Origin of the sequence: Rickettsia endosymbiont of Halotydeus destructor, assembly GCF_049278075.1 — a bacterium.
GTDB lineage: Bacteria > Pseudomonadota > Alphaproteobacteria > Rickettsiales > Rickettsiaceae > Rickettsia.
The window spans coordinates 83,631-96,616 of record NZ_JAPNPB010000003.1 but is presented as its reverse complement, the minus strand read 5'-3'; the positions used below and the strand labels follow the sequence as shown (position 1 = coordinate 96,616).

Below are 12,986 nucleotides of genomic sequence, written 5' to 3'. Positions count from 1 at the left end.
AAGAAGGGGATTGCCACGTCGCTACGCTCCTCGCAATGACGATTAATAATCTATGCGGGAACAACATCGAACATAAAAATAATTTATGGAGGAAATAATGAAAAAACGCCCCAAAATATCATTAATCGGTGCCGGTAATATAGGTGGGACACTTGCCCATTTAATCAGTATTAAAGAACTCGGTGACATAGTAATATTTGACGTGGCAGAAGGCTTGCCGCAAGGGAAAGCTCTTGATCTTTCGCAAGCAAATGCGGTTACGGGTTCTGACATTACGATCAAAGGTACTAACGATTATAAAGATATAGAAGATTCCGATGCAATAATTATTACGGCCGGTTTACCAAGAAAACCTGGAATGAGTAGAGATGACCTGATTAGTGTTAATACTGCCATCATGAAAACGGTTGCGGAGAATATAAAGAAATATGCGCCAAATGCTTTTGTTATAGTAATTACTAATCCACTTGACGTTATGGTTTACGTAATGTTAAAGACTAGCGGTTTGCCTCATAATAAAGTTATCGGCATGGCAGGGGTACTTGATTCCTCAAGATTTAATTATTTCCTCGCCGATGAGTTTAAAGTATCGGTAGAGAATGTTACCAGTATGGTACTTGGTGGTCACGGTGATGCAATGGTGCCGCTTGCAAGATACTCGACTATTTCAGGTATTCCGATACCGGATTTAATAAAAATGGGATTATCGAGTCAAGAACGTATCAAGCAAATAATCGATCGTACTCGAAACGGCGGCGGAGAAATCGTAACGTTACTTAAAACCGGCTCTGCTTATTATGCTCCGGCAGCTTCAGCAATTCAGATGTTAGAATCTTATTTAAAAAATAAACGCCAAATCCTTACTTGCGCTGCTTATTTACAAGGTGAGTACGGAGTACAAAATTTATATGTCGGTGTACCGATCGTTATCGGTAAAAACGGTGTAGAGAAAATAATAGAAATAGAATTAAATGCAGAAGAAGAAGCCTTATTTAATAACTCAGTTGATGGTGTTAAAAAGCTAATTGAGGCAATAAAGTAGTATTTACTTATATCGTTCCTAAGCCTCTTATGTCATTCCCTCGAAAGAGGGAATCCAGAAAAAAGCAATTTTAAGTCATTCTGGATTTATTTCAGGATCTAGTAAAAAGATACTGTCCAAGTACAGCATGATAAAAGTAAGACTGGATACCGGCTTTCGCCGGTATGACACTGAGGACGTTTGAAATATTTATACAACAACGCTTTCACGAGAATAATATACTGCCATTTTACCGAGTCTTGGCATAATTTCATACTTATTATTTCCCTTCTAACTAAAATTTATTATACTTTTTTTAAAGATTTAGTATAATCCTTTTCAGACTTATATCTCAAAAGATAAAATATAAATTATGAATAATACGGCGCAAATATTAAGGTTGGCTGAAGAGAAAATTTTGTTAGTACAAAATAGTCGTGATCTACAGCAATTTAAAGTAGAGTTTTTAGGCAAGCAAGGTATCGTAACTTCGGAACTAAAAAAGCTAGGCAGTTTAAATGAAATCGAACGGAAAGAATTTGGTATAAAAATCAATAGCTTAAAAGAAGAAATACAGAATATTATAAAGATAAAACAAGATGTTCTAGAGGAAGAAGAATTAAATCAAAAACTTGCGAGCGATAAAATTGATTTAACTATTCCGGCAAGGAAATATAAACAAGGCTCTATTCACCCGATTACGCAGGCAACGGAAGAATTAACTCAAGTATTTTCAAAATTTGATTTTTCTATCGAGAACGGCCCGACCATTGAAACCGATTTTAATAATTTCACAGCTCTTAATTTTGAAGATGACCATCCGGCACGGCAAATGCACGATACTTTTTATTTAAAAGGTCAAGAGGATGGAAAGCCTTTATTACTACGTACTCATACCTCAAACGTGCAAATCAGGACAATGAAAACAAAACAACCGCCTTTTAGGTTTATAGCTCCCGGAAGAACTTATAGATCGGATTCGGATATGACTCATACCCCAATGTTTCACCAAATAGAAGGATTAGTTATTGATAAAAATATTAATATGGGACATCTAAAATATGTCATTACTGAGTTTATAAAAAGTTTTTTTGAAAACGATAACATCGAGTTACGTTTTAGACCTAGTTTTTTCCCATTTACTGAGCCTTCTGCCGAAGTGGATATTAGAATGAATAAAAACGATAAATGGTTAGAGGTTCTAGGGTGCGGAATGGTGCATCCGAATGTATTAAAAAATGTCGGTATCGATAGCAATATTTATCAAGGTTTTGCCTTTGGCCTTGGAGTAGAGCGTTTTGCCATGCTAAAATATAATATTAAAGATTTGCGACAATTTTTTGAGGGTGATTTACGTTGGCTAAAACATTATAATTTTTCTAGTTTTGATATTCCCAATTTAGCGATGGGGTTAACGAAATGAAATTTACTTTATCTTGGTTAAAGCAATTTTTAGATACTAATTATTCTGTTTTAGAAATAGCTAATCTACTCACTGATATCGGTTTAGAAGTTGAAGAAATAATTGACAAAAGCGAAGAATTAAAGAGCTTTGAAGTAGCACATATTATATCTACTAAACCTCACCCGTCAGCTGATAAGCTAAAGCTTTGCAATGTACAAACTAAGAATGGCTTAGTGCAAATAGTTTGCGGCGCAAGCAATGCCAGGGATGATATTAAAGTAGTCCTGGCAAGTATCGGCACGGAAATACCGAACGGTAAATTTAAAATTAAAGAATCGGTAATAAGAGGTGAGAAAAGCTTTGGTATGTTATGCTCGGAAGAAGAGCTTTTACTTTCGTCAGAGTCAGAAGGTATTATTGAGCTGCCGCACAATGCTATAGTCGGTGAGTGTTTTACTAAATATTATGGCTTGGACGACCCGATTTTTGATATTGGCGTTACTCCTAATCGTGGTGATGCTTTAGGGGTTTATGGAATTGCAAGAGATTTAGCAGCCAAAGGAGTCGGCACCTTAAAAGACATAACTATTCCGCAGCTAACTGGTAAATATATGGCCACAACTAGTTTAGAAATAAAAGATAAAATAGCCTGCCCCTTATTTACCTTTCGAGAAATAAAGAACCTAAAAAATAAGCCAAGTCCGGAATGGTTACAAAAATTACTACATAATATTAAAGTAAAGCCCGTATCCGCAATAGTTGACGTTACAAATTATATATCCTATAGCTTTGGCCAACCTATGCATGCTTATGATTTGGATAAATTGAAAGGTGGGATTAGTGTTGAACGTGTTCAGTGTTCTACCCGCCTAGGCGGGTATCCAGAAAAGGCTTCTGGTCATCCTGAATTTATTTCAGGATCTACTGAAATAAAGATGCTAAATCAAGTTCAACATGACACAAAAAGTCTGGATTCCCGCTTTCGCGGGAATGACATAAAGGAGGGGGGTGACATAAGTGAGTGCCTTAAATTCCAAGCCCTAAACAATCATGAATATGAACTCCAAGCAGGGGATTTGGTAGTAAAAGACGCAAACGGTATTCAAGGCCTTGCGGGTATTATAGGAGGAGCTGCGAGTAGTTGTACTGAGGAAACCACGAGTATTTTATTAGAAGCGGCTTGTTTTGATGCTAAGCTAATTGCTAGTAGCGGTAGGCGATTACAAATTGATACCGATGCACGTTACCGCTTTGAACGTAATATTGATAAAGCATTTACTCTCAAAGCTCTAGATATTGCCACTGATTTGATTTTATTAATATGCGAAAAAAATGAATTATTGAGTAGTGAAATATCGGAGAGAGTAATAGGCGGAGAAGAAAAAACAATACCGATCTTGTTAGATTTTCCTGTTAATTACTTAGAAAAAATTACCGGAATTAAGCTAAATATCAACGAGATATGCGATATATTAAACAAATTAGGCTTTGCTACCGTAATTAATGATGAAGTTATTAAAATAACCGTGCCGTCTTGGCGTCATGATATAAATATTTTAGAGGATATAGTTGAAGAAATCACTCGCATTTACGGCTATGATAAATTAGAAAGTATTAAGTTACCAGCAATAGAGCAGAGTGCCATTATTCCTAAAGAGCAAAAAAGGATTACTATTTTTAAAAGAATATTAGCAGCGCAAGGCTATGATGAAGTTGTAACTAATTCATTTATGAATAGTAACGAAGCAAAGTTATTTTCAGAAATAAAAGAAGAATTATTTTTGTTAAATCCTATCAGCGTTGATAGCAATTATATGCGTGGTAGTATATTGCCGAACTTACTAAAGATAGCCGGAAAAAACCTAACCAGATCAATAAAGGATGTAGCCATATTTGAAATCGGACCTGTATTTATAGGAGTTAAGCCAGAAGAGGAATTAACTTTTTTATCCGGTATTAAATGCGGCTCTTACAGCTTAAAAGATGCTCATACCTTGGGGCGGGCTTATGATGTCTTTGATATTAAAGCCGATTTGGAAATAATATTTGATTATGTCGGTCTTGCAATCGATAAATGTAAGTTAAATGCTGTCACGTTACCTTATTTTCATCCGACGAGATCAACAAGTATTAGTTTAGGTAAGAATGTAATAGGTTATTTTGGGCAAATTCATCCAAAAATATTAAAGCATTTTGATATTGATGAAGAAATATTAGCTTTTGAATTAAATATTATGAATATTCCTTTTCCTAAACCAAAATTTGGTAAAAAGGAGGGATTTACTGTCTCTGATTTTCAAGTGAATTTTCGAGATTATGCTTTTGTTATTGATGAAAACCAATCGGTTGGAGAAGTGATAGCATACATACAGGGGTTTAATAAAAAGCTTATTAAATCGGTTGCGTTATTTGATGTTTATACAGGAGATAAGTTGCCCTCGGATAAAAAATCTATAGCTATTAAAGTTGAGTTGCAAGCGGATGACCGCACTTTAACCGAACAGGAATTGAATTTATTTAGTAAGGATTTAATAACTAGTGTAGAGCAAAAATTTCAGGCAAAATTAAGAGAATAGAGTAGAAGAGATATTTGTAAGTTTTACTTGCTATGTAATCTAGCTGCTTGTACCTCTCATTATTGCATGGCTCTTGAAAAGCCCTCAATGTCATTCCCGCGTAGGCGGGAATCCAGATTTTACTTTGTGTCATGTTGAACTTGTTTCAGCATTTATTAGAAAGGATCATGAATAAATTTAGAATGATTAAAAAATATTTTTCTGGATTCCCGCCTACGCGGGAATGACATTGCTAGTTTACTCTAATAAAAATTTTAAAGGAACAAAATGGAAACAATCAATAAAAATGAGAATAACAATAAGTTAAAGATAATAATTAATACTAAATCATTAGTACATGCTTTGGCATTTGCAAGTTCTGTCGTCGAAAAACGTAACGTAATATCAGAGCTAGCAAATATTAAATTATCGACAAAAGATAATATATTAGAGCTTAGTTCTACTAACATGGATTTATATTTGAGCCAAAAAATAGGCGTTCAGGTAATTCAGGAAGGAGAGCTTACGGTATCGACAAAAACTTTAAATGATATAGTTAAAAAACTTCCCGATACTGAACTTACTTTAACAGATTTAGGGGCATCTGGATTGCAAATATTGGGAAAAAGCTGTCACTTTAATTTATTTACTCTACCAGCCTCTTCCTTTCCCGTAATGGATAATATTCAAGTAGAAGCAAGTTTAAAAATCTCTTGCGCTGACTTTGCAAAAATAATTGAGTCAACAAAATTTTCAATCTCTACCGATGAAACCCGCTATAATCTAAACGGAATTTATTTGCATGTAAAAGATGGTAAATTTTGTGCTGCTAGTACTGACGGGCATAGGCTTTCAGTATCCTCAATAACTTCAAACGAAAAAATAGAGGATTTTGGCGTTATTATTCCACAAAAAAGTGCTGAAGAAATCTTAAAAATAGTGAAAGATATCAAAAATATTCAGTCAGATATCGAGATTTTCTTAAGCGTTAATAAAATTAAATTTATCTGTAATGAAGATACTATTATGTTATCGAAGCTGATAGATGGTACTTTTCCGGATTATGGAGCTTTTATTCCAGCAAGTAGTAATAGTAAGCTGGTAATTAACCGCAAAATACTTGCCGATATTATAGATAGGATTGCCATAATAACGGTTGATAAGTTTAAAGCGGTGAAATTAACTTTATCAGCCGAAAGCCTGGAAATTAGCGCTACCGGTGAAGCAAGAGGAAACGCTAAAGAGATTATTGAGGCTTCCGGCGAGCAGGAAACTTTTTATGAATATAACAGCGCAGAGCCTTTAGCTATAGGATTTAACCCGCAATATTTAGAAGATATATTAAAAACTATTAGAGCTGATATAGTGGAATTACATTTTACCGATGCTTCTTCGCCGGTGTTGGTTAAATTTCCTGAAATCCCTAACGATATTTTTGTCGTTATGCCGGTAAAGGTCTAATATGTTAAGCTATTAGACAACCGGTATTATTGCTATCAGGCTCATTTGTAGGTTCATTTACAATGTCACTATCCTTTCCCATTAAAGATATATTGGAATCTAATATTGTACTTACATTTACGTCATCGCTATTCTCTTTTATATCAAATGAAAGCAAAGGACTAACTTTAAGGGTAGGAAATAATACGTTGAAAGGATAGTATAATGATACTTTACTAAAACCGTATATAATCTCTTGTTTTATATTATTATTAATTTCTTTATTAGCATATAACGTTTTATACTCTGTAATTAAGTTATAATAATCATCTATGCTATTATCACGCTGTACATTATCGAGCGTATCAAGTGTAATATCTGAGCATTTCTTTGAGCCTAATGTTTGACCTACATGAATTAAAAAATTTCCTTTATCTCTATTGCCATATAGGAAAGATTGGGCTTCTACCCAACTATTACAATGCAAGTGTGCTAAATAAAAACAAGCATCTCCTTCTCCGAGTAATGCTGCATAGTTTAAATTTTTCATCATTTGTGTAAAAAGTTCTTTATCTTCTTCGGCTATTATGGCTGTTTTTTCTGCATTTTTTTTTAAATCATAAATTTTTACAAACTCTTCATATTGCTCTATTGCTTTAGCTAGCATTTGAGGAGGGGTTAAATATTTTATTTCCTTGGCGCCGAAAGCAGTTAATTTTTCTTTTTTCATAAATTCCTCTTTTTATATGATGATACAGTAGTTACAACTATCAGAGTAATTCGGAGTCTTGGCTACTAACTGTGAGGTATTATCTTCTTCGTTGTGTGTATTTGACTCTTGCAAAATATCTTCTAATTGTACCTTAGGTATTTCCTGTAATTCTATTAATGTAAAATCATTTAATTCTCTATGGCTCCTCATATCGCTCTCATCTGCGATAAGGTGGCATTGTACCTTGTTCTTTTGACATTCTTTATTATATTCTTCCAGAATTGACTGCAGCGATGATTTAATTAAAAAATCTGGGATAGGCGTTTTAATCCACTCTAATTTAATATTATTAATAATATTAATATAAGAATTAAGCAGAGAATCATTATATTGAATGTGTTCTACTATAGTTTTGTAAGCTTTATCTATTACTATTCCCGTATCTTGAAGACGTATATTAATAGGATCATCGTTATAAAACTTTGCTACTTTAGCGAAAGCATTTTCATTACCTAAGAGCATGGCGCATTGTAGATATTGCATAGCTTTCGTATATTATTCTCATTAGTCTCGGCTTCCTCGTATAAACTTAGACCTGTATTGTATAGCTCTATAATATTTAATGGCTTACATATCGGTATAGCCTGAAGAGATATTCTCCAAATATTTTTTAACATAACTGCTCATAAATTGAACTTAAGATTTAAATCTAATGTTATTTTGTTTAAAAAGAAAGTTCGCCAGCTACAAAATGAGATATTTTTTTTGAAGGAAGTTGTATAATTATTCTACCAAGCTCATCGATACCTTTAAATATGCCGTTGACTGGGGTATTACCGTCATTAATTGTGACTGATTCATGTAGCTTATAAGCCTTTTCTAGCCAAGCTTTTCTAATCTCAGTAAATCCTTTTTGCTCCCAAATTTGATAATATTTTTCAAAATTTACTATAAATATATCAAGCAAAGTTGTCGGTTCGTGAATTGTCATATTCTCGGCAGAAAAACTAGTAGTTAGTTGATCAATATTTACTGGATTATCAATTATATTGATTCCTACTCCGATTATTAGGTAATTATTATTTGAAACAGTAAGAGATTCAAGAAGTATACCAGAAATTTTTTTATCGTTAATTAGGATATCATTAGGCCATTTCAATTTGATACTCTTCTGCTTTGAAGAATTGGCTTCGTAAAACTTCGAGGGGTTCGCATACTCACGTAGTTTGACTACGCTCCGTGTGCTCACCCCTTGTTTTACGTTCCAATTTTCCAAATCATTTGAGTATGGTTTGCTTATAATAAGAGCATTTATAGTATCATATACCGCAAGACCTGTTACAAAAGATAATTGAGGGAAAAGTGTCAGTTCTTTATTTGGCTTTAATAATAAACTGGCATGTAAATTACCTGGTAAGGATTGCCATTTTTTACCGTTCCGTGTGCGTCCTTGGGTTTGAGTTTTTGCAAGTATTGCATAATTTAAAGAAGGATTAGTTTTTGCAATTCTTATAGCCTCTAAGTTAGTACTATCTATCTCGTCGAAGATGAGTAGTTTATAGTTATTCATATATTAAGTTACTCCTATCTTTTCTTTATGTCATTCCCATGAAAACAAGAATCCGGGCTCTTTATTAAGTTTTTTCTGGATACCGTGGTCAAGCCACGGTATGACATCGTACGCATATAACATCAGGTTTTATCTCAAAACTTAATAAAGAAAGATGCAAAGAGTAAAAATCCTATAACGATGAAATTAATTAATAATAAACCATAGCGAACTGATATTTTCTTATCGGTAAGTATGTTATTATCAACAAAATACATAGTTTTGATAATTTTGAGGTAATAATAAGCAGCGATAACACTGGTAAAAATACCTATAAATGCCAGTAGATACTCTCCTTGGTTAATTGCTTGGTAAAAAAGATAATATTTACCTAGGAAACCTGCTAACGGTGGGATACCTATCATTGAAAACATAATAATTGATATAGCAGCGGCTAACGCTTTATGATTTGCCGCCGCTCCTTTTATACTTTCAAAAGTTGCATTATCTGCTTCATTTCCAAGTAATGCTAATAAACAGGCAAAAAATCCTAATACTCCTACCGCATATATCATCATATAAAGCATTGCGGCAAAATCTCCATCATTGCTATGCAATGCTACTCCAACCAACACATAACCGATATTTAAAATACTACTATAGGCCATTAGCCTTTTTAAAGATGTTTGCCTAAGTGCTCCAAGTGCCCCAAAAATCATTGATAAGACGGCTATTATTTTTACTAAATTAACACTAATAGAATGATAGTCACCGATAATTAGATTCATTACATTCAGTAAAACGGCAATTATTCCAATTTTTGAAGCAGTGGCAAAATACGTAACCGAGCTTATGGGTGAACCTTCATATACATCCGGTGCCCATGAATGCAGAGGAACACTTGCAAGTTTAAAGAATAAACTACTTAAAAAGAATATAACTCCGACTATTAAACCGATATTTACCGTATTATTATTTAATTGATATAAAATATCGCTAAATTCTAAGCTGCCGCTAAAGCCGTATATAAAGGAAATACCGAATAACGATAAACAGGTAACCAAGCTACCTAAAATAAAATATTTTAACGCTCCCTCAGAGGAACTAATATCTTTTAATTTGAATCCCGCAAGAACATATGCAATTAAAGCGGATAGCTCCATAGCGCAAAATAATAATAAAAAATTTCGTGCAGAAATTGCTGCAAAGATTCCTGCGGTGGATAACAATAACAAAGTAAAAAATTCATTCTTCAATTGTTCCTTATTAGTAGTACAGTAATCAAAATAAATCAGCATAGTTAATATAGTAAATACTAAAACTAAAGCTTTATAATTGCTTGTAACTGCGTTAGTAGCAAAGGAATTGTTAAATGCGATAGCTTCCTGGCCGGAAATTTTTAAAACCAAAAAAACTATTATTATCGATAATAAAATAGTAATATTAGCAATAATTTTATTTTTATTGGTAAAAATTACAGCAAAAAATTGGCTGAAAAGTGCAAGTAATATAAGCGCTAATTCGGGTATTAAAATATTAAATTGTGCAGGCATGATGTTATTCATAATTGAATTATTTTTATTATATCGTTCTTTTTTCTTCTTCTTTATGGTATATATATTTTATAGTAATTATCTGAAATTAAAAAATTTAAGTTAAAAATGCAGTCATTATCATTTATATTAATAGGATTAAATACGTTATGCCGTCAATTGCGGTTATCCGTTAGTTCGGTAGATTTTTATAAAGATGTATATAGAAATTATCAAGGTTACGGTATTAAATATTTATTTATTGTTTCTTTTATTGCTTCAATAATTTTATGTATTTGTACATTGAATTATATTGAAAATATTAAATATGTTACAAATCAACTGCCGGATATCCAATATAATAATAGCAAAATTTTTCTGGAGGAAGAAAAACCTTTATATTTATATAGTAAAAATAAAGATGTAATAGCAGCAATTGATATAAATAATCAGCTAACCGTTACAGAAAGAAGCAAAATACCGGTTATTTTGACTGAAGATCAGCTTATACTAAATTTAGTAGAAGGAGTTAGTAAGAAAAAATTAACTAATTATATTAAATATTCTAAGATATTTACCGGACAGAAAGCTTTAAGCCCAGAGATGGTAAAGAAATATTGCGCTTATATCGTATCTAAAATGCCATCTCTTCTTATTTATATAGGGATGCCGTTCTTTATTGTCCTTTGGTTTATTAAATGTTTATTTGAAATAAGTTTCATAATTTTATTAGTTTACGTCATAACAAATTTATTCGGCCCTAAATCTCTGATGAAAAACTGTATGAGATTGGTAATATTCGCGAGCGGCGTACCGCTGTTATTACAACCTATTATTATATTATTTTATCCTGCGTTTGGTCAAATGGTATTTCTTCTTCAAATGTTTACGGTCGGATTATTATTCACCGCTCTGTGGCAAATAAAAAATAAAGAAATCTATAAAAATTATTAAATAAATGACGATAATAGAGTCTGGCAAATCAGTTAACGGTAAAATATGGCAACAAAAACCTATCAATGAAAATGATATTTTAGAACTAAGCCGTAATCTAGGGATAAGTGATTTTCTAGCCAGGCTATTATCTTGCCGAGTAAGTAGTTTAGCTCATGCAGAAAATTTTTTATCTCCAAAAATTAAAAACCTGCTCCCTGATCCCTTCCATTTACTTGATATGCAAAAAGCGGTTAATCGAGTTATTACGGCAATTTTAAATAAGCAAAAAATATGTATATTTGCCGATTACGATGTTGACGGAGCAACTTCTGCAGCTTTGCTTAAAAACGTATTTAGAGATTTAAGACAAAGTTGTGATATTTACGTACCTGACCGTATAGCAGAAGGTTATGGCCCAACGCCACAAGCTATGCAAAAAATCAAGGATAATGGTACGAAATTACTGATTACCGTTGATTGCGGTGCTATGGCACACGAAGCTTTAAAATATGCTAGAGAGGTAGGGCTTGACGTAATAGTAATTGATCATCATATAAGTACAGACATACTGCCGGAAGCAATTGCGATAGTAAATCCTAATCGTATAGACGAGAAAAGTGAATATAAATATTTAGCTGCTGTTGGAGTATCTTTTTTATTTACCACCGCTTTATTATCAGAATTAAAAAAACAAAATTATTTCATCGATAATCCGATACCGAATTTAATGAAATATTTAGATTTGGTAGCACTTGGCACGGTTTGTGATGTGATGAAATTAATACAACTAAATCGTGCATTTGTTGCTGCCGGTTTAAAAATAATGACAAAAAGGCAAAATATTGGTATCAAAACCTTATATGATACTGCAGGGCTTAACGAAGTACCACGTTGTTACCATTTAGGATTTATTTTAGGTCCGCGAATTAATGCCGGCGGTAGGGTCGGAAGATCGAGTTTAGGAGCTACTTTATTATCAACGGAATGCGCAATAGAAGCAAATAGTTTAGCAATAGAGCTTGAGAAACATAATAATGAGAGGAAAGTAATCGAGCTAATAATGATAGAGGAAGCAACTAATATTGCTTTGACTCAGGAAAATAATAGTTTATTATTTATCGCAAAAGAAGGCTGGCATCCTGGAGTTATAGGCATAGTAGCAGGAAGGTTAAAAGATAAATTCAATAAACCTGTAGCAATTATAGCATTAAATGATGGCATAGGTAAAGCCTCATGCAGGTCTATTGCAAATATTGATTTTGGAGCTACAATTATTAACGCTAAAAATAAAGATTTGCTCATAGCGGGTGGAGGGCATGCTATGGCTGCAGGCTTTTCCGTAAAAGCCGAAAAATTACAGGAATTACAGGAGTTTTTAAATGAATGTATTAAATCTGATATAAGCAAATTAGGGGATCATACGCAAGCTGAATATGATTGTGTATTAACTAGTTCGAGCGTTAATATGTCGTTAATGGAAGAGCTGAGTAACTTAGAACCTTTCGGTAACGGTAACCCTGAGCCGATATTTAAATTTGATAACCTTTTTATTATAAAAGCGGACATTGTTGGAGGTAAACATATCAGGTGTTTACTTGCGCCAACATTTCAGGTTGTAGGACGGAAAGCATTACAAGCAATTACTTTTAATGCTGTTGCAACGCCGCTTGAGGAAGCAATATTTAATGCTCGAGGAAAAAAACATATTTCCGTAATAGGTTCATTAAAAACTAATAACTGGCAGGATAATTATACCGTTCAGTTACATATAAAAGACATAATATTAACTTGATACTCGTTCAAAAGTAGTAATATGTCATTCCTAACTAAGCGTTG

At 33.1% G+C, this 12,986-nt stretch carries 10 protein-coding genes; 6 read left to right on the top strand and 4 right to left on the bottom strand.

All coding sequences use genetic code 11. From position 1 onward, the window contains the following. The first annotated feature begins 97 nt into the window (after nt 1-97). The 4 genes from mdh to dnaN all read left to right on the top strand — a co-directional run bounded on the left by mdh (nt 98) and on the right by dnaN (nt 6,442). On the top strand, nt 98-1,042 hold the full coding sequence (gene mdh, locus OTR29_RS04050; RefSeq protein ID WP_422229382.1) for a malate dehydrogenase: 945 nt from the start codon (nt 98-100) through the stop codon (nt 1,040-1,042). Between the two features lie 352 nt (nt 1,043-1,394). Continuing rightward, nucleotides 1,395-2,444: a phenylalanine--tRNA ligase subunit alpha gene (gene pheS / locus OTR29_RS04045; RefSeq protein ID WP_422229381.1), complete on the top strand. Its 1,050-nt coding sequence runs from the start codon at nt 1,395-1,397 to the stop codon at nt 2,442-2,444. Continuing rightward, the gene (gene pheT, locus OTR29_RS04040; protein ID WP_422229380.1) at nt 2,441-5,002 is read left to right on the top strand and encodes a phenylalanine--tRNA ligase subunit beta; all 2,562 of its coding nucleotides are present in this window, start codon (nt 2,441-2,443) and stop codon (nt 5,000-5,002) included. Before pheS ends, pheT begins: the two co-directional genes overlap by 4 nt. A 267-nt stretch (nt 5,003-5,269) precedes the next feature. Further along, nucleotides 5,270-6,442, top strand: coding sequence for a DNA polymerase III subunit beta (dnaN, locus tag OTR29_RS04035; RefSeq protein WP_422229379.1), 1,173 nt, complete (start codon nt 5,270-5,272; stop codon nt 6,440-6,442). Nucleotides 6,443-6,446: 4 nt separating this feature from the next. Here dnaN and OTR29_RS04030 read toward each other — a convergent pair whose 3' ends face one another. From OTR29_RS04030 to nuoN, 4 genes are all read right to left on the bottom strand, one after another. After that, the gene (locus OTR29_RS04030; RefSeq protein ID WP_422229378.1) at nt 6,447-7,151 is read right to left on the bottom strand and encodes a hypothetical protein; all 705 of its coding nucleotides are present in this window, start codon (nt 7,149-7,151) and stop codon (nt 6,447-6,449) included. A 12-nt stretch (nt 7,152-7,163) separates the two neighbouring features. Continuing rightward, nucleotides 7,164-7,676, bottom strand: a complete 513-nt coding sequence (locus tag OTR29_RS04025; protein ID WP_422229377.1) for a hypothetical protein — start codon at nt 7,674-7,676, stop codon at nt 7,164-7,166. 181 nt (nt 7,677-7,857) lie between these two features. Beyond that, nucleotides 7,858-8,703 carry a biotin--[acetyl-CoA-carboxylase] ligase gene (locus tag OTR29_RS04020; RefSeq protein WP_422229376.1) on the bottom strand — a complete coding sequence of 282 codons (846 nt, stop codon included), beginning with the start codon at nt 8,701-8,703 and terminating at the stop codon, nt 7,858-7,860. 134 nt (nt 8,704-8,837) lie between these two features. After that, entirely contained in the window at nt 8,838-10,235 is a 1,398-nt protein-coding gene (gene nuoN, locus OTR29_RS04015) for an NADH-quinone oxidoreductase subunit NuoN (RefSeq protein ID WP_422229517.1), read from the bottom strand. Nucleotides 10,236-10,343: 108 nt separating this feature from the next. Here nuoN and OTR29_RS04010 point away from each other — a divergent pair, with 108 nt between their 5' ends. Then, on the top strand, nt 10,344-11,168 hold the full coding sequence (locus tag OTR29_RS04010) for a DUF1189 family protein (RefSeq protein WP_422229375.1): 825 nt from the start codon (nt 10,344-10,346) through the stop codon (nt 11,166-11,168). Between the two features lie 4 nt (nt 11,169-11,172). Further along, on the top strand, nt 11,173-12,942 hold the full coding sequence (gene recJ / locus OTR29_RS04005) for a single-stranded-DNA-specific exonuclease RecJ (RefSeq protein WP_422229374.1): 1,770 nt from the start codon (nt 11,173-11,175) through the stop codon (nt 12,940-12,942). Nucleotides 12,943-12,986: the final 44 nt, after the last annotated feature.

Bases quoted from the DNA above. Each gene is read 5' to 3' on its own strand.
- mdh (WP_422229382.1), top strand. From the start codon at position 98: ATGAAAAAACGCCCCAAAATATCATTAATCGGTGCCGGTAATATAGGT.
- pheS (WP_422229381.1), top strand. From the start codon at position 1,395: ATGAATAATACGGCGCAAATATTAAGGTTGGCTGAAGAGAAAATTTTG.
- pheT (WP_422229380.1), top strand. From the start codon at position 2,441: ATGAAATTTACTTTATCTTGGTTAAAGCAATTTTTAGATACTAATTAT.
- dnaN (WP_422229379.1), top strand. From the start codon at position 5,270: ATGGAAACAATCAATAAAAATGAGAATAACAATAAGTTAAAGATAATA.
- OTR29_RS04030 (WP_422229378.1), bottom strand. From the start codon at position 7,151: ATGAAAAAAGAAAAATTAACTGCTTTCGGCGCCAAGGAAATAAAATAT.
- OTR29_RS04025 (WP_422229377.1), bottom strand. From the start codon at position 7,676: ATGCAATATCTACAATGCGCCATGCTCTTAGGTAATGAAAATGCTTTC.
- OTR29_RS04020 (WP_422229376.1), bottom strand. From the start codon at position 8,703: ATGAATAACTATAAACTACTCATCTTCGACGAGATAGATAGTACTAAC.
- nuoN (WP_422229517.1), bottom strand. From the start codon at position 10,235: ATGCCTGCACAATTTAATATTTTAATACCCGAATTAGCGCTTATATTA.
- OTR29_RS04010 (WP_422229375.1), top strand. From the start codon at position 10,344: ATGCAGTCATTATCATTTATATTAATAGGATTAAATACGTTATGCCGT.
- recJ (WP_422229374.1), top strand. From the start codon at position 11,173: ATGACGATAATAGAGTCTGGCAAATCAGTTAACGGTAAAATATGGCAA.